Source organism: Acinetobacter sp. V116_7 (assembly GCF_056735735.1).
In genome coordinates this window covers 17,651-35,863 of sequence record NZ_JBWZIF010000015.1, presented here as the reverse complement: position 1 = coordinate 35,863, position 18,213 = coordinate 17,651, and the positions used below count along the sequence as shown (strand labels likewise).

16 protein-coding genes are annotated in these 18,213 nt (G+C 39.7%); 6 read left to right on the top strand and 10 right to left on the bottom strand.

All coding sequences use genetic code 11. The annotated features are described in order from the left end of the window. Positions 1 to 9: 9 nt before the first annotated feature. The 3 genes from nrdR to glnK form a co-directional block, all read right to left on the bottom strand. Positions 10 to 468 carry a transcriptional regulator NrdR gene (nrdR, locus tag AC1PJP_RS07010; protein WP_004795187.1) on the bottom strand — a complete coding sequence of 153 codons (459 nt, stop codon included), beginning with the start codon at positions 466 to 468 and terminating at the stop codon, positions 10 to 12. A 164-nt stretch (positions 469 to 632) separates the two neighbouring features. Then, positions 633 to 2,027 (bottom strand): ammonium transporter, encoded by a 1,395-nt coding sequence (locus AC1PJP_RS07005; protein WP_004795189.1) that lies wholly within the window; start codon positions 2,025 to 2,027, stop codon positions 633 to 635. A gap of 56 nt (positions 2,028 to 2,083) precedes the next feature. Then, complete coding sequence (gene glnK / locus AC1PJP_RS07000; protein ID WP_000780326.1) at positions 2,084 to 2,422, bottom strand: P-II family nitrogen regulator; 339 nt, start codon at positions 2,420 to 2,422, stop codon at positions 2,084 to 2,086. Between the two features lie 278 nt (positions 2,423 to 2,700). Here glnK and AC1PJP_RS06995 point away from each other — a divergent pair, with 278 nt between their 5' ends. Together AC1PJP_RS06995 and AC1PJP_RS06990 are read left to right on the top strand one after the other, a co-directional pair. Next, a complete protein-coding gene (locus AC1PJP_RS06995; RefSeq protein WP_004795193.1) occupies positions 2,701 to 2,928 on the top strand; it encodes an accessory factor UbiK family protein in 228 nt (75 codons plus the stop codon). Between the two features lie 65 nt (positions 2,929 to 2,993). After that, on the top strand, positions 2,994 to 4,481 hold the full coding sequence (locus AC1PJP_RS06990; RefSeq protein ID WP_479766731.1) for a YifB family Mg chelatase-like AAA ATPase: 1,488 nt from the start codon (positions 2,994 to 2,996) through the stop codon (positions 4,479 to 4,481). Between the two features lie 32 nt (positions 4,482 to 4,513). On the opposite strand, the gene pdxR is transcribed toward AC1PJP_RS06990, so the two are convergent. Next, on the bottom strand, positions 4,514 to 5,929 hold the full coding sequence (gene pdxR, locus AC1PJP_RS06985; RefSeq protein ID WP_479766730.1) for a MocR-like pyridoxine biosynthesis transcription factor PdxR: 1,416 nt from the start codon (positions 5,927 to 5,929) through the stop codon (positions 4,514 to 4,516). A gap of 111 nt (positions 5,930 to 6,040) precedes the next feature. Between pdxR and AC1PJP_RS06980 the strand changes: the two genes are divergently transcribed. Then, positions 6,041 to 6,817 carry an aldolase gene (locus AC1PJP_RS06980; protein WP_479766729.1) on the top strand — a complete coding sequence of 259 codons (777 nt, stop codon included), beginning with the start codon at positions 6,041 to 6,043 and terminating at the stop codon, positions 6,815 to 6,817. A gap of 15 nt (positions 6,818 to 6,832) precedes the next feature. Further along, positions 6,833 to 7,711 carry a dihydrodipicolinate synthase family protein gene (locus tag AC1PJP_RS06975; protein WP_192837145.1) on the top strand — a complete coding sequence of 293 codons (879 nt, stop codon included), beginning with the start codon at positions 6,833 to 6,835 and terminating at the stop codon, positions 7,709 to 7,711. A 42-nt stretch (positions 7,712 to 7,753) separates the two neighbouring features. Here AC1PJP_RS06975 and AC1PJP_RS06970 read toward each other — a convergent pair whose 3' ends face one another. Further along, complete coding sequence (locus tag AC1PJP_RS06970; protein WP_049838290.1) at positions 7,754 to 8,566, bottom strand: TorF family putative porin; 813 nt, start codon at positions 8,564 to 8,566, stop codon at positions 7,754 to 7,756. 961 nt (positions 8,567 to 9,527) lie between these two features. Between AC1PJP_RS06970 and AC1PJP_RS06965 the strand changes: the two genes are divergently transcribed. Continuing rightward, a complete protein-coding gene (locus tag AC1PJP_RS06965; protein WP_151822286.1) occupies positions 9,528 to 10,844 on the top strand; it encodes an OprD family outer membrane porin in 1,317 nt (438 codons plus the stop codon). A gap of 107 nt (positions 10,845 to 10,951) precedes the next feature. Here the strand turns inward: AC1PJP_RS06965 and ppa are convergent, their stop codons facing one another. Together ppa and AC1PJP_RS06955 are read right to left on the bottom strand one after the other, a co-directional pair. Further along, positions 10,952 to 11,476, bottom strand: coding sequence for an inorganic diphosphatase (ppa, locus tag AC1PJP_RS06960; protein WP_004795210.1), 525 nt, complete (start codon positions 11,474 to 11,476; stop codon positions 10,952 to 10,954). Between the two features lie 127 nt (positions 11,477 to 11,603). Continuing rightward, positions 11,604 to 12,002, bottom strand: a complete 399-nt coding sequence (locus AC1PJP_RS06955) for an MAPEG family protein (protein ID WP_003654397.1) — start codon at positions 12,000 to 12,002, stop codon at positions 11,604 to 11,606. A gap of 106 nt (positions 12,003 to 12,108) precedes the next feature. Between AC1PJP_RS06955 and AC1PJP_RS06950 the strand changes: the two genes are divergently transcribed. Then, positions 12,109 to 12,498: a hypothetical protein gene (locus AC1PJP_RS06950; RefSeq protein WP_479766728.1), complete on the top strand. Its 390-nt coding sequence runs from the start codon at positions 12,109 to 12,111 to the stop codon at positions 12,496 to 12,498. Positions 12,499 to 12,537: 39 nt separating this feature from the next. Here AC1PJP_RS06950 and AC1PJP_RS06945 read toward each other — a convergent pair whose 3' ends face one another. From AC1PJP_RS06945 to niaP, 3 genes are all read right to left on the bottom strand, one after another. Then, complete coding sequence (locus AC1PJP_RS06945) at positions 12,538 to 14,217, bottom strand: long-chain-fatty-acid--CoA ligase (RefSeq protein ID WP_004795215.1); 1,680 nt, start codon at positions 14,215 to 14,217, stop codon at positions 12,538 to 12,540. Between the two features lie 296 nt (positions 14,218 to 14,513). Next, entirely contained in the window at positions 14,514 to 16,733 is a 2,220-nt protein-coding gene (gene parC, locus AC1PJP_RS06940; protein ID WP_013199151.1) for a DNA topoisomerase IV subunit A, read from the bottom strand. Positions 16,734 to 16,885: 152 nt separating this feature from the next. Next, positions 16,886 to 18,205, bottom strand: coding sequence for a niacin transporter NiaP (gene niaP / locus AC1PJP_RS06935; RefSeq protein ID WP_005301502.1), 1,320 nt, complete (start codon positions 18,203 to 18,205; stop codon positions 16,886 to 16,888). Positions 18,206 to 18,213 lie beyond the last annotated feature (8 nt).

Below are 18,213 nucleotides of genomic sequence, written 5' to 3'. Positions count from 1 at the left end.
CTCAAATAGTTATTGTTCACGTTGTTGCATTTGCTCAATTTGACGACGAAACGCCTCAACATCCTGAAAATCTTGATATACAGAAGCAAATCGGACATAAGCGACATGGTCAAGGGCAAATAGAGATTGCATGACGATTTCACCAATTGTTCTAGATTTTACGTCACGCTCACCTAAACGGCGAATCTGTAACTGAATATCACTTAAAACTGTTTCGATCTGCTCTTGTGTGACCGGACGTTTTTGCAGAGCATGCATTAACGAACGACGTAATTTGGCCTCATCGAAAGGTTCATTTTTTCCATTCGATTTGATCACACGGGGCATTACCACTTCATAGCTTTCAAAAGTGGTAAAACGTTCACCGCAACTTACACACTCACGACGTCGACGAATCTGACAGCCTTCGGCGGCTAAACGTGAATCGATGACTTTACTATCTGCGGCGTTGCAAAATGGACAATGCATAGCGGATTTATAGGGTCGATTACTTTGACCTAGTGTAGCAAAATTTCTACACTTACAGAACCAGCATTCTATAAGACAAAAAAACAGCCCTGAGCAAGATCAAAGCATCGCTTTGATCACAGCGCAAGACTGTTCTTTTAAGACAGCAGATATATTAATGATGATTATTCAATACGTTCGCCATGTTGGCTTAAATCCAGACCCATGCGCTCATCATCAGCGTTCACACGGATACCGATTACAAGATCAATCACTTTAAGAATAACGAAAGTCGCGATACCACTGTAAACCATGGTTGCCAATACGCCTTCAACTTGTACCCATAATTGGCCAGCGAATGTTGGAGCTAAGGTAACGTTAGCTGCTTTAATAATTTCGTCACTGTAGAATACGCCAGTTAAAATCGCACCGACAATACCACCTACAGCATGTAAACCAAACGCATCCAAAGCATCATCTGCTTTAAGTAAGCGTTTAAGTGCAGTAATACCCCAGAAGCACACTACGCCACCGATAAGGCCCATGACTAAAGCACCGCCTACACCGACAAAACCTGCTGCTGGTGTAATCACAACCAAACCAGCTACAGCACCAGAAGCACCACCTAATACAGATGCTTTGCCACGGATCATACGTTCAACAACTAACCAAGAGAATGCAGCAGCAGCGGCAGCAACTTGAGTCACTAAAATTGCCATACTTGCACGAGCACCCGCGCCTAAGGCACTACCACCGTTGAAGCCGAACCAACCCACCCAAAGTAAGCTTGCACCAACAACAGTTAGAGTCAGGTTATGAGGAGCCATAGATTCACGGCCAAGGCCAATACGTTTTCCAAGCATGTAAGCAGCAACGAGACCTGCAACACCTGAGTTGATGTGTACAACTGTACCACCAGCAAAATCTAATGCGCCTGCTTTAAATAACCAGCCATCTGTTGCCCAAACCCAGTGAGTAATTGGTGCATAAACAACAAGTACCCAAATTGCAATGAATGCCATGAAAGCTGAATATTTCATACGGTCTGCAATAGAACCACTCAGGATTGCAACTGTAATGATGGCAAAAGTCATTTGGAAAATAACAAAGAGACTTTCAGGAATTGTCCCGCTCAATGCATCAAACGCGACTCCGTTGAGCATGGCTTTAGACAAATCACCAAAAAATGCACCTGTGCCAGAGAACGCGATTGAATACCCTGCAATCACCCACAGCAAACTTACTAAAATTGCAGCAGAAAGGCTGAACATCATAGTACTTAATACATTTTTCTTACGTACCATACCGCCGTAGAATAGTGCCAAACCAGGAATGGTCATTAATAGAACCAAAGCTGTTGAAACTAAAATCCAAGATGTATCGCCTGTATCAAGTTTTGGTGTTGGTGCTGGAGCTGCTGGAGTTTCAGCAACTGGTGCTTCTGCAGTGGTTGCAGTAGCTGGAGATGTTGATGTAGCTGCAACTTCCGATGTAGGCGTTGTTACAGCATCTTCTGCCCAAACGGCAGTACCACCCAAAAGAGCGCCTGATAGACTCAGCGCCATAAGCATTTTTTTCATTCGTGTCCCCCAACCTCATTTGCGAGTTATTTTCTACTCAGCAAGCTTTGTGCCAATTAGACAGCATCTGGTCCAGTTTCACCCGTACGGATACGGATAACTTGTTCCAGGTTAGTCACAAAAATCTTACCATCGCCGATTTTTCCAGTGCTTGCTACACGAGTAATTGATTCAATTACCGCATCAACCATTTCATCACTAATCGCAATTTCGATTTTTACTTTAGGTAAGAAATCAACCACATACTCTGCGCCACGGTAGAGTTCTGTATGTCCTTTTTGACGACCAAAACCTTTAACTTCAGTTACGGTAATCCCTTGTACACCAATGTCAGAGAGCGCTTCACGCACATCATCCAATTTAAACGGTTTTACAATTGCAGTTACAAGCTTCATGTTTGTTTCCTTCGGCTTCTTTTCACCAGTAAGGTTTTATGTTCAATTTTCATGCCAATATTTCAAAGGTTGAGGGAAATGAATCTATTGCATGAACTTTCTTTATAACCTATTTAGTGATCAAGATGTAGATGAGCTATTAAAAATAAAATGAATTTTAAGTATCGTTGAGTGCTTATTTAATGTTCTATTTGTACTAAAAGAATTGAAACCTATATCCCAAGTTCAAGCAGTGTTAAACTGTAAACCATAAGGTAATACAACACTTTGGATATTTTATGCTAGAAACATTACTACAGGCCATTTTGGAACAAATTGATGAGCCTAAAAAAGATTTGGAAAAAAATTTACGTGCATTATTAAATGAAGCAGTCGAAAAGTTGGATCTTGTGTCCAAACAAGAAATTGACCGTCAAAAGACTGCACTTCAATCGGCCACTCAACGTTTAGAAGAGCTACAAAAACAAGTAAGTCTGTTAGAAGAAACTTTAAAGAATAAAAAATAAGCACCAACGTAGCGCACTTATACTTTACAACGATTAAAAATGAAGCACCATAATGGAACAATAAGATGTCTTTTTCTAAAATTTATACACGGGGACTTTTGGGTTTACATGCACCTCTAATTGAAGTTGAGGTACATGTGAGTCAAGGCTTACCTTCTCTTACTATTGTCGGACTAGCAGAAGCGGCAGTAAGAGAAAGTAAAGACCGAGTTCGCTCAGCCATTATTAATAGTGGATTTCAATTTCCAACTAAACGGCTGACCATTAATCTTGCACCAGCAGATTTGCCCAAAGATGGGTCACGTCTGGATTTACCAATTGCTGTAGGCATTTTAATTGCCTCTGGTCAGCTTCCCGAAAACTGTGCCGAAGATTTTGAATTAATTGGTGAATTAGCGCTGGATGGGCATGTAAGATCAGTGTCAGGTACTTTAACTTTGGCCATGCCGTGTCAACAGGCCAAGCATAAAATGCTTTTACCTCTCGATAATAGTCAAGATATTAACCATTTACCGGACCTTGAGTGTTATCCGGTGAGCCATTTAAAAGAAGTCTGTGAACACTTTCTGGGCACGAAATCTCTATCTTCGATTGAACCTTCAACAACATCAAATCAAATGCCTTATAAATTTGATTTGGCAGATGTAAAAGGTCAGCTACGCCCACGTCGTGCACTAGAAATAGCCGCAGCAGGCGGACATTCTCTGCTCTTTAAAGGACCACCGGGCACAGGTAAGACTTTACTCGCTTCACGTCTTCCTTCAATTTTGCCACCTCTTTCTAATCAAGAAACACTTGAAGTTGCGAGTATTTATTCAATTTCCAATACACCGCATACGTTTGGACAGCGTCCTTTTCGTGCACCCCACCATACGGCATCTGCCATTGCACTCGTTGGGGGCGGATCCCACCCTAAACCGGGTGAAATAACCTTATCTCACTTAGGTGTGCTCTTTTTAGATGAACTTCCAGAGTTTGATAGAAAGGTGCTAGAAGTTTTACGTCAGCCGCTTGAGTCAAAAGAAATCATTATTTCACGAGCAGCTCGGCAAATTACTTATCCGGCTAACTTTCAACTGATTGCTGCGATGAATCCCTGCCCATGTGGTTATGCGTTTAATCAAGACAGCCGTTGCCAATGTTCACCTGAGAGCATTAAGCGCTATCAAAACCGTATATCAGGACCTTTACTTGACCGTATCGATTTACATATTGATGTACCGCCTTTAAAAGCTCAGGAACTGCAAGATTCAACACCTGTTGAAGGTTCTACGGCTGTAAGACAGCGCGTGATTTCTGCTTATGAACAACAAATGCAAAGACAAAATTGTTTAAATCAAGCGCTTTCGCCGAAGCAACTAGAACAATATGCTGTCCTTGATAGTACTTCCCAGCGAATGATTGAAATGGCACAGCAACGTTTAAATCTATCGGCTCGTGCTTATCATCGTGTTTTACGAGTAGCGCGGACCATTGCCGATTTGGCTCAAAGTGAGATGATTCAAAGCATTCATCTTACAGAAGCACTCTCCTATCGAGGCAATCATTCTTAAAATGAAGCAGCGGATGATGAGTCCGCTGTTCTTTAGTTAAGAACTTGATTTAAGGTCTCGATTAAAGAAGTAATTTCTTTCTCTGATAAAGCAGCAAAACCCAAGCGAATACAACGATTAGAAGACTCGTTTTGTTTAAACTTATGCTCTGTATCAATGTTGAGTTCTTTTAATTTTATAAGCTGATCTCGAGTAAATGATTTCTTGAATTTCACCCATAACGCCATTCCACCCGCGGGTGGTTGTATATGAACATGCTCTGCAAAAATTCGGTGGAACTCAGCTAACGCATGGTCGCGGCGTAGTTGATATATTTTTTTCATTTTACGGATGTGCCTTTTAATTTCACCCCGTTGCATTAAATCTGCTAAGGCAAGTTCAGTAATATTATTACCTTGACGATCAATCAGTAAAATATCTTCAGTAATCGATTGAATGATTGATGGTGATGCCACGATGTAGCCTAAACGGATCCCTGGTGCAAAAACTTTAGACAATGAGCCAACATGAATAACCAATTCAGAATGAGGCAAACTCGCTAAGGGTGGCATAGGCCGACTGTCATAATGGAATTCATGATCATAGTCATCTTCAATAATATAAAAGCCCCATTTTTTTGAAAGCTCTAAGAGTTGAAGACGGCGACTCATTGGCATCGTGACAGTTGTGGGATATTGATGATGCGGAGTTGTATAAATGGCAGCAACCGAATGTTCTTTTAAAATCCGTTCTAAATCTTCAATGACAATACCTTGTTCATCTAATTTGGCAGAAACGACCTGAAAACCATTTGATTGGAACGCTTTAAAAGCAGATGGATAGTAAAGCTCTTCAACAACGATAACACCCTGCCGATTAGGTAATGCCCGAGATGCAAGAAAAATGCCCATCTGGCTACCACGTACAATACAAATTTCATCTTCGGCAACATTCATAAAACGTTCCATCGACAACATTTGTTGTAAGGCTTGTCTTAACTCAATCATACCTCGTGGGTCACCATATCCCATGTACTGGTTTTGAGTAATTTTAATCAGTGCATGCCGATAGGCGCGTGAAAATAGTTCGTAGGGAATAAGCCTCGGATCTGGTACACCATCGTTATGTGGATATAAAGCAACTTCTTGAATAATTGGCTTCTCATTCACTTTTCGCTCAGATATCGACTCTATTTGGAGTTGTTTTTCTGGCAAAACATCTGCCACAAATGTGCCTTTTCGTGGACGAGTCACAAGCCATCCTTGTGCTTCTAATTCTTCATAAACCGCTTGTACCGTTTTCCGATTAACTCCTAATTCTTTTGATAGGCTACGAGACCCCGGCAACATAGTCCCTTGAGCCAATCGGCCACTTAAAATTTCCTGACTAATCAAGTTGGTCAGTTTTAGAAAAACCGTCTTTTCTTCTCTTTCATCGATACGAAAATGTACTTGCCAAGGTCTTAGCATATTTGCCCCATCTGGACCATATAACTTATTAAAACTGGATGTATTGATTCATCCAGTTGTTTTCTATTCTGCCTTCACCTACTTAATTTGGTCAACTGGACTGGAGAAGAGATGAAGACTGCTTCTGTAAACAAACAAGACCTGATGCAACATGCACACCAAGACATGCAAAATTGGATTAGTGACTCAGATTTAACTGACCGCCAAAAGCTTGCACTCACTTGTCGTATTTTATTTGATCATGGCCATGATGCTGGTTTAGCAGGCCAAATTACTTGTCGTAGTGAAAGTAAAGAATCCTTTATTACCCAACGTTTTGGTTTAGGTTTTGATGAAATTACTGCCTCAAACTTGCTTGAGGTGAATCAAGACCTAGAACCCATTAATCAAGAAGGTATGGCAAACCCAGCCAACCGTTTTCATACATGGATTTATAAAGAACACCCAGAGGTGAACTGCATTATCCATACGCATCCGACTCATGTAGCGGCTCTTTCCATGCTTCAAATTCCGCTCATGATTTCTCAAATGGATGTCTGCGCACTCTACGAAGATTGCTCATTTGTAGGCCATTGGCCAGGTGTTCCTGTGGGCAATGAAGAAGGTATTTTGATCTCTTCTGCTTTGGGTAAAAACCGTGCTGTTTTGTTATCTCACCATGGTCAACTGGTCACAGGAAAAACCATTGAAGAAGCCTGCAACTTGGCGCTTTTAATTGAACGCGCAGCTCAACTCCAACTTTTAGCCATGTCGGCCGGGCAAATTCAGCCGATCCCACACGATTTAGCTACAGAAGCTCATGACTGGGTATCTACCGATAAACGCAACAAGGTGAACTTTGCTTACTACGCACGTAAAGCTTTGAAAAAACATTCTGACTGTATTTAAAAAGAGATCTCGACCATGAAACTAAACGGCATTATTGGCTACCCTGTTACTCCTTTTTCTGATGACAACACCATTAATCTTCCTGTTTTAAAACAGATGCTGGATTTGCTTATTGAAAATGGCTGTGATGCGATTGCACCTTTGGGTAGTACTGGTGAAAGTGCTTATCTTGAATGGGATGAATGGTGTTTAGTCGCTAAAACTTCAATTGAAAGCATTAATAAACGCTTACCTGTCATTATTGGGATTTCAGAACTCACGACGGATCAAGCCATCAAAAAAGCGCAGATCGCTCAAAGCTATGGTGCAGATGCACTTATGGTGATTCCTGTATCTTATTGGAAGCTAACAGATCAAGAGATTTTTGAATATTATCAATCGATTGCACAAGCAACGACTTTACCGATTATGATTTATAACAACCCTGCAACTAGCGGTGTTGATATGTCTCCAGAATTAATCGTGCGCATGTTTAACAACATTGCAAACATCACGATGGTAAAAGAAAGTAGCGGTGATATTCAGCGCATGCATAAAATTTATGAGCTCTCAAAAGGAGAACTTCCGTTTTATAACGGCTGCAACCCTCTAGCGTTAGAAGCTTTATGTGCTGGAGCAAGTGGTTGGTGTACAGCTGCACCAAATCTGTTAGGTCAACAACCTCAACAACTTATCGAACATGTAAAAAATGGTGAATTAGAACAGGCCCAGAAATCATTTTATCAGCAACTTCCTCTACTACGCTTTATCGTAACTGGTGGTTTACCCAAAACGATTAAAGCAGGTTTGCAGCTAAAAGGTGTTGCTGCGGGTTCACCACGTAAGCCACTGTTCAAAGCCACAGATATTGAGCTTAACCAGTTAAAACAGCTACTTTCTGAAATAGAAAACTAATAAAAAAGCGGGTCAATAAACCCGCTTTTTTACAGCATAAACTTAGAATGTTTTAGTTAAACTAAATACTAAACCTGTGTCATAAGGTTTTTTCTGAGCATCAGTCATGCCAGAAGTACTAATGTCTGTACCAACAACATCTAGCTCAGCAACAATACCCAAGATGTTATAGTTTACGCCGACTTTATAATCGATATAGCTATCATCTTCACCTGGTCCACCCGCAACTACAAGTAAAGAGTCTTTATTTTTGAGCTTGTTATAACCAACTGAAGCAAGGCCTGTAAATCCTGTATCTGCAATTGGCGCTGAATAGCCGACGTTGAAGTACCAGAACTCGTCAGAGTGGCCCCAATAATCATCTGAGTAGCTTACGCCCACACTAAGTGCATCACCTTTAAATAAAGAATCAGCAAAAGTTAATTTTCCGTAAAATTCGTTAAAGTCAAAACCAGTATCCCCATTGTATGGGTTAGTAAATTTTGAGTCAGAACCAATATAGCCGTAATGAATTACACCCACGTCATAGGTTGGTGCCAGCTTATCTGACAGTTTTAAGGTATTGGTATAACCTAATGAGATATCAGTTTCAGTTGAAACACCTGGTGTATTAAAGTCAACGCTTGAACCCCAAAGCGCAACATAAGCACCCGACTTATGAGAAAAAGTAAAACCACCTTGAATGGCTGGATTATTTGATGATTGGGTAACTCCGCGGAAGCGGTAGTCTGTGGTTGCTGCGACGCTCCCTGTTGCGGTGATACCATAAAAAGATGGTGCATCTTCAGCCATAGCCATGGTTGAACCTGCTGCAAAGATACCAAGACCTAAGGCCTTAAGTGCAAATTTCATCATTCTGATCTCCCCCATAATGAATGCACGATTTATGTATATAAAACACATTGTGTTACTTAAGCTTTAGCAATTGCTGTGCCAATTCCATATTTGCTATCAACGCACTTCATTAATTTTGAGATCAAACTTGTTTTATACTGAAACCCCTGCTTGTTTTGTATAAATATAAATTCATAAAAAACAATAAAATAAAATAAAACTCTTGTGCATTTAGAAATAATAAACATATGAAAACCCCTTATCGGAAACTAGTAACCGAGATGGGAAGTATTCATTTACTCAATGTAAACTTTCTATTTAACCTTGATTAGGAAATATAAAAATTACGTAAATTTCTTAAAGCTGGACTTTTAATGGTCTGTAAATGGGCATTTCATTTAATTAGATTTCTTTATTTTTTCTATTTTTAAACTTATGAACCATTTTGGGTCTTTTTTAATCAGTAATATGAGTAAAAAGAGTAATGCACAAAATTTACGCAGAATATCGCACTAAATTTGACCAATTAAACTAAATTCTATTGGTCTTCTACAGTGATCTATTTTTGCACATCACTCTTTAAAATAATGTTATAAAGTAACACTTTAAAAAATATTAAAAAATAAATCGTCGAAAAAATCAACTCAAGATAAGATCAAAAAGTAAACATATCCACCAAAAAAGATCAAAAAACAAACAGAAGAATCAACTATTTTTTGAGCTTGGAATATAAAATAAATGGTAAAAATACACTAAAAAATAAATTACTTTTTTTATTTTAAACAATACATTAAGTATAAAAGGTTAATAGTAAATTTAGTCAACAAGCAGTAGCACATTAATCAATTTCTGCATAGCATATATAAAATAAAATCAACAAAAATATATCTTTTTTATAGATTACTTATACAATTGATTCAAATCCTAGGCCCTGAACAATAACAAGGCACAGGATTTATCGTTTTTATGAGGTTCTTTAAATATGCTAAATGCACAAAAACTTACATTAGCAGTTCTCATTTCTGCGGCAATAATTTCCTCAGCTCAGGCAAGCGAGCAAAGTGAGGCAAAAGGATTTGTTGAAGATGCGAACGGTTCTATTCTCTTCCGTACAGGTTACATCAGCCGTGATAAAAAACAGGGCGCAAAAGATACTAGCTCATTTGCTCAATCAGCAATTGTAAGTATCGATTCAGGCTTTACCCCTGGTATTGTTGGCTTCGGTGTTGGCGTTGTTGGCGATGGTTCATTTAAGATCGGTGAAAATAAAAATGCCGGAAACCAAATGATTCCTAAGCATAATGACGGTTCGGCTTACGATCACTGGGCTCGTGGTGGCGGTAGCGTTAAAGCACGTTTCTCGAATACAACAGTACGTTACGGTACTCAAGTACTCGATTTACCTGTTCTTGCAAGTAATACTGGACGTATGGTTCCTGAATACTTTACAGGTACTTTATTAACTAGCCATGAAATCAAGAACCTTGAATTGGTTGCTGGTAAATTTACTAAAGACCAAATGTCTGATCAAATTAATACCGATGCTGATGCTTCTGGCAGAGGTCTTGATCGTGCCATTGTTTGGGGTGCGAAATACAAGTTTGATGATAATTTAAATGCATCTTATTATGGCTTAGACAGCAAAAATGCTCTTGAACGCCATTATGTAAATGTAAACTTTAAACAGCCTTTGGCTAATGACAGTTCATTAACTTACGATTTTAGTGGTTATCACACTAAATTCGATGCAAGTGCACATACTTACTCAGCAACTGGGGCTGTAGCACCAAATTATGGTAATGATGGTATCGCAGGCGAAGAAAAGACAAATAATATTTGGGCGATTTCAGGAACTTATGCAACTGGCCCACATAGTGTGATGTTAGCATACCAACAAAACAGTGGTAATGTTGGTTATGACTATGGTCAAAATGCTGATGGTTTCCAAAGTATCTATTTACCGAACTCTTACATGTCTGACTTCATCGGTAACGATGAAAAATCTGCACAAATTCAGTACAACGTTGATTTCGGTAAGTTAGGCGTATTGCCAGGTCTAAACTGGACAACTGCATTTGTATATGGTTGGGACATCAAAGTTAGAAATGTAACTGACAGTGCTCAAGAACGTGAGTTCTTTAACCAAGTGAAATATACAGTTCAAAGCGGTTTTGCTAAAGATGCAAGCCTTCGTATTCGTAACTCGTACTATCGTGCAAGTGACTCATACCAAGGTGCTTACATTGGTGACACTAATGAATGGCGTATCTTCCTTGATATTCCTGTGAAATTATTCTAATTCACAAACTTATCGAGCATAAAAAAACCTACGTCTGGCAACAGATGTAGGTTTTTTATTAAGCTCAGAATATCAATTGAGGTATTCTGAGCCTTATCAATTAAAGCTTATTTAGCAGCTTCAATTGCTTTTAATACTTCAGCTTTAGCAACATCAGCACCTTCCCAACCACTGATTTTTACCCACTTACCTGGTTCTAAATCTTTATAGTGACTGAAGAAATGCTCAATTTGGCTAATTAATAACGGAGGAAGATCTGTATATTCCTTAACGTCTTTATATAATGGAGACAATTTTTCGTGTGGAACAGCGATTAATTTCGCATCGATACCACCATCATCTTCCATTTTTAATTTGCCCACTGGACGGCAACGAATGACTGAACCAGCAGCAACAGGATGTGGAGTTACAACAAGTACGTCTAACGGGTCACCATCTTCAGACAAAGTATTTGGAACATAACCATAGTTCGCTGGATAGAACATTGCTGTGCCCATGAAACGGTCTACAAACAATGCATCAGAATCTTTGTCGATTTCATATTTAATTGGTGCTGCATTTGCAGGAATTTCAATGATGACATAGATGTCATTTGGGGCATCTTTACCTGCTGGGATATTGCTGTAACTCATATCAATACTCTTTCGTTATGAAGTCAGATGTAAAATCCACTCGATTATAGCGTGGATATCATCAAAATGATGCCGATTATACAATGCGCACACGCGAAAGTTGATATGAATGATGACAGAATGACACTCAAGTCAGTTTAATCGTGACCACTAATAAGAAGATTGGGCACAATATAGATAAGAACCAGACAATCGAGCGTAAAGTTGCCCAATTACTTAAATAGCAGATCCCATAAATAACTCTTAAAATAATATATGCCCAACCTAATCTAAGAATAAAATATTCTGGAACAACCATATATTCGGCCATTAAAATAGCCGTTAAGAATAAAGGTAAGCTTTCAAAACTATTTTGTTGTACGGCATTAGCGCGAGCAGCCAGACCAGTTGTTTTGGCAAAAAAAGCTCTCGGGTTTTGATTATCGGCAGGCTGAAAACCACCTGTAATTTTTGCAATTGCGGTAAATGCGTATGGCAGTAAACATGCCACTAAAATAATATAGATAATGCCGCTGATGCCCTGCATAGTGCCATCCATCACTGAAAATACTGTTGATCATGCTATCATAACATTGCGTTTTTACCTGAAATTTTATGCAATCACTTGTCAACACTGATGAATAGGGCCATGTATGCAACAACCTGATCAAAAAGAACTGTTTGAAGTCTTGGATAAGCAAAAACAGAATCAACTTCAGATAGATCGCATATTAAAGATCGTACTCCCTATTGTCGCTTTTTTACTGAGTGTGATTTGTGCAAATTTGAATTGGCAATCTACACTTGGCACCTTTGTTATTTTAACAATTACCTTTGTTGCAGTCGGTATTAAACGTCTTCCTTTGTGGCACTGGCTCATTGTGATTACACTATATTGCTTAGCAGATAATTATTTAAGTTATGGTCAGCTTGATTTAACTCACCTACGCCTGCAACTCGGCACAATGCTTGTTTTTGTGGGGATGGTTGGAATTGGACGTCCTTATATAGACCGCTGGTTTATAAAAAGCCATAAAAACTAAAATAAAAAAAGCGCCCTAAGGCGCTTTTTTATTAACCGATTAAGCTGGTTTACGTAAGTCTTTACGTAAAATTTTGCCTACATTTGATTTTGGTAATTCATCCATAAACTCAACATAACGAGGGCGCTTATAGCCTGTTAAGTTCTCTTTAGCAAAGCTCAAAACTTCTTCAGTCGTTAAGCTTTGATCTTTTTTCACGATAAAGAGTTTTGGCACTTCACCTGATTTTTCATCTGGAACACCAATCGCTGCAACTTCCAATACTTTTGGATGTTTAGCAATAACTTCTTCGATTTCACTTGGGTAAACATTAAAGCCAGAAACCAAAATCATATCTTTTTTACGATCTACAATTTTTGTATATCCACGGCTATCCATCACGCCGATGTCGCCCGTACGGAAGAAACCATCTGCTGTCATGACTTTAGCTGTCTCATCAGGGCGGTTCCAGTAACCCTTCATCACTTGAGGACCACGAATCGAGATTTCGCCTTGCTCACCTAAAGCAACTTCTTTACCGTCATCATCTAAAATAGCAACTTCAGTTAAAGGTAACGGAATACCAATAGTGCCGCTAAATTCAGTAGAAGCAGGTGGATTTGCAGTTGCTACCGGTGAAGTTTCTGACAAACCATAGCCTTCAATAATGGTTGTACCAGTAATTTTCTTCCACGCTTCTGCTGTAGAAGGTAAAACGGCCATACCACCGCCCATCGCCATTTTTAAATTGCTATGGTCAAGTTGTTTGAATTCTTCATTGTTCACTAAAGCATTAAACAATGTGTTTACTGCTGGGAAGAATGATGGTTGATATTTACGTAATTCGTTAATAACAGCTGGTAAATCACGAGGGTTCGGAATCAAGATATTTGCCTGACCTTTATACATACCGTACATCGCGCAAACCATGAACGCAAAAATATGATAAAGCGGTAATGCACAAACAATACGGTCGCCTTTAGCGCCATCGTTTGCTCCAAATTTACTTTGGAAGATACCGTCACACTGAAGTAGGTTTGCTACAAGATTACGATGAGTAAGCTCTGCACCTTTTGAAACGCCTGTTGTACCACCAGTGTATTGAAGTACAGCCGTGTCACTTAAAGTTAAAGTCGGACGCTTATAATTACTCGCATTTTCTTTATTTAATGCTGAGTTAAATTTAACGTGTCCTGGAATATTCCAAGCTGGAATTTGTTTACGTACTTTACGTAATACAAAATTCACCAGAGTACCTTTGAGTGTACCGAGCATATCTCCGACTGATGCAACTACAACATGCTTTACTGGAGTTTTACCCAAAATGCTTTGGTAAACACTGGCAAAGTTTTCGATAATCACGAGTACTTCTGCACCTGAGTCATTTAATTGATGCTCAAGTTCACGCGCAGTATAAAGTGGGTTAACGTTTACTAACACTAAACCTGCACGTAACACAGCTAATGCAACTACAGGATACTGCAATACATTCGGCATCATCACTGCCACACGAGTTCCTTTTGCTAACCCCAAATTTTGCAAATAGGTCGCGAACTTACGGCTTGCAAGTTCTAACTCATTAAATGACATCGCTTTATCCATAAAGATAAAGGCATCGCGAGAACCAAATTTTTGGAAATTACTCTCAAAAATATCAACAAGTGAGGTATTTTCCGCAGGCAATGCTACTGTTTCTGGAATCCCTGTTTTTTGGTATTCTGCAAACCAAATTTTTTCCATAATGCCATTATCTCCGATTCGTAATCCTTAGTAATAACTGTTATTCAATGCCCCAGCTATTCTTTAGCTTCTTGGTGCCAGAACATATTTAAAACTTATTGGCACATTCATGACACTTCGAACAAGATTATGAGACAGAAGTTTTGACAATTTAACCCTGCCAAATTTTTTGCATGGAGTACAAATTACGTACTCCAAATTGCTGTCCTTTTAATCGTTATTCAATACCAACAAGTTCAGTTCATTGCTTGAACATGTTGCCATATATAGCGTATTTATGTTGCCAGACGCTAGCTTTATCTCTGAATCAACAGTTTATTTGCTTTTTGATATCCACGTGGTAAGAGCTGACCTTTTGAAGCTCGTTTACCCATATATTTTTGTAGATCATCACCTTTTAATTTTAGATGTTGCTGACCTGCAACCACCTGAATTATTTCATCTAAGTTCAGGGTTGTCATGGATAAAATTTGCTCTTTCGCATCAAGTTGTATCAACTTATTACCTTTACCCTTATTTAGATTTGGTAGTTCTGCCAAATCAATAATCAAGAGTCGACCTGCTGAGCTGAGCACCGCTAAGTGCGTCATATTTTGAGCAGATATCAATGGTAAAGCTTTTGATTTTTCAGGAACAGACAAGAATGTCTTACCTGCCTTGGCATTAGTATCTAACTGTTTGGTTTGAGTTTTAAACCCGTAACCAGAAGTACTCGCAGCGATAAGTTCAGACTCTTCATCTTCTAGATAAACCTGAATAAATGACACGCCACTTGCAGGAGCAAGTTTAGAACTTAAAGGTTCGCCCAAACCTCTTGCTGATGGCAAACTGCTAATAGGCAAGGCATAACTACGCCCTGTCTCATCAAGGAAATAGATCCGTTGATTGGTTTTACCCACAGCATGGCTTAAATATTGGTCACCCGCACGATAGTTTAAATTCTCTGCATCAACATCCGCACCTTTTGCAGCACGAATCCATCCCGCTTCAGATAAAACCACCGTTACTGCTTCAGCTGGCATTAAATCCTGTTCTTTAATCTGAACAGCTTCAGCACGCACCACGATTGGAGAACGGCGTTCGTCACCAAACTTTTTCGCGTCTTCTTTTAACTCACCAATAATCAGATTTTTTAAAGATTCTGGATTTTCTAATTGCTCACGAATAATGGCAGCCTTTGCAGCAAGCTCATCTTGTTCATGACGGATTTCCATCTCTTCAAGTTTTGCTAAATGACGCAACTTGAGTTCTAAAATTGCTTCTGCCTGTATCTCATCAATATTGAAATGTTCCATCAATACAGGTTTAGGCTGATCTTCTTCACGAATAATACGAATCACTGTATCAATATCAAGATAAGCAATTAAAAGACCTGCCAAAATATGCAGGCGTTTCTCAATTCGGTTTAAATGATATTCTAAACGGCGAGTTACCGTTTTTTTACGGATCTCAATCCATTCAAGCAAGATACGACGAATCGATTTAACCTGAGGACGACCATCCTCACCAATCATATTTAAATTAACACGGTAGCTCGACTCTAGATCGGTGGTTGCAAATAAGTGGCTCATTACCGCTTCTGCATCAATACGGTTAGAGCGAAGTACAATCACTAATCGTGTTGGGTTTGCATGATCCGACTCGTCACGAATATCAACGACTAATGGCAGCTTTTTGGCCTGCATTTGGTCGGCAATTTGAGTAATCACCTTAGAGCCCGATACTTGATAAGGCAGTTCAGTAATCACGATTTCATTTTTTTCGATGGTATAAACCGCTCGCATGCGGTAACTGCCACGACCAGTGGTCTGGATTTTTAGTAATTCTTCTGGCGGAGTAATAATTTCAGCTTTTGTTGGTAAATCTGGCCCTGGAATATATTCAGCCAATTTTTCATCTGAAGTTTGCGGGTTACGAATTAATGCAATCGTTCCTTTAATCACTTCACGTAAATTATGTGGAGGAATATCCGTCGCCATACCAACGGCAATACCGGTTGTGCCGTTGAGTAGAATATTAGGAATACGCGCTGGCAACGTAATAGGTTCTTTTAATGAACCATCAAAGTTATCTTGCCAGTCAGTTGTACCCTGACCTAACTCATTTAACAATAACTCACTGTAAGCAGAAAGCTTTGCTTCGGTATAACGCATCGCAGCAAATGACTTAGGATCATCTGGCGCCCCCCAGTTACCTTGTCCTTCAATTAAAGGATAACGATAACTAAATGGCTGAGCCATCAATACCATCGCTTCATAACATGCCGAGTCACCATGAGGATGGTATTTACCGAGCACATCACCTACTGTACGCGCTGATTTTTTTGGCTTGCCGCTATTTTTTAAGCCTAGCTCGCTCATGGCATAGACAATACGGCGCTGTACAGGCTTTAAGCCATCACTGATATGCGGCAATGCACGGTCCATAATGACGTACATGGCATAATTCAAGTAAGCCTGTTCAGTAAATTCGGCTACAGAGCGGTTTTCTGTCGCTTGATGCGCAAGGCTGGTCATAGTCAGCTTATCTTCCAAATCAGTCGTTATTTTAAATGAGTCTTATGCTAAGTGGGCTATGTTACAGACACAAGAGGGAGTCTGTCACCTGAGCGTCAAATTATGTCTCATCTCTCTATATTTTTAGTTACTTGCTATAAAGTTAGGCAAAACTACAGGCCTATCGACTCTAGTCTTTTCCCTTGGGTTTCTTCACCTAATATTAAAATTACAGCCGCGACCAAAAGTAAAACAACGGTAAACATCATAAAAACATGGCTAAACCCATGCTTTGCAACCATCATATGGGTAACCACAATCGGCGCCAAAATTCCGCCTAATCGCCCCATTGCCGATGCCCAGCCCGAACCGAAAGCCCTAATATTGGCTGGATATTGTTCTGGCGTATAGGTGTATAACACGCCCCATGCCCCTAAATTGAAGAACGACATGAGGCAGCCCCAAAACATAATGCTATTTACGCTATCGGCTTGTCCAAAGAAATATGCAGACAGTGCACAAAACCCGATAAATGAAGCAAGAGTAATTTTTCTACCCAATCGTTCTACAAACCACGCCGCCGCCAAGTACCCCGGCAGTTGCGCCAAAATCATCAGCAAAACATATTCAAAAGATTTAACAATGTCATAGCCCTGTTTTACCAATAAACTTGGCAACCACGTAAAGATACCGTAGTAGGAATAGACGATTCCAAACCAAATGAGCCAAAGCATTAAACTACGGCGTGCAAAAGGGCCACTCCAAAGTTGTTTAAAAGAGACTTTTTGTTGTATGGCGACAGGCACAACTTCAATGTGATGAACAATTTGAACACCCGCCTGAGCTTCTAGTTTTTGTACTAAAGCATGCGCTTCTTCGATACGTCCACGGTTAATCAGGTACGGTATCGACTCGGGGAGTTTTTTCCAAATTACTAAAATATAAATTAGTGGTAGGCCGCCCATCAGAAATGCGATGTGCCAGCCAAATTTAGGAATAATAAAATAAGAAATTAACGCTGCAACTAACCAGCCTAAACCCCAAAAACTTTCAAGTAATACAATAAAACGACCACGCACATGTGAGGGTATATATTCACTCACCAATGTCACCGCAACAGGTAGCTGCCCGCCAAGTCCAAGGCCAACAATAAAACGGAAAATCAGTAACCATTTTAAATCTGGAGCAAAAGCACATAAGGCAGTCGCAATACTGTAAATTGCCATGGTTGTGGCAAATATTGTCTTTCGACCAAAACGATCGGCTAAAGCTCCCGAGCAAACTGCTCCAATCGCCATTCCTACAAAGCCAATACTGACAATCCAACCGCTTTCGGCTGGTGTTAATGCCCAGTCTTTAACAAGCGTTGTCATGATAAAAGCAATGATACCGGTGTCCATCGCATCAAACATCCAACCTAAACCAACTACCCACAATAAAGTGTAGTGGAATTTGCCAATTGGAAGATTTTGTATACGTGAAACCAGATCCATAAGAAAAC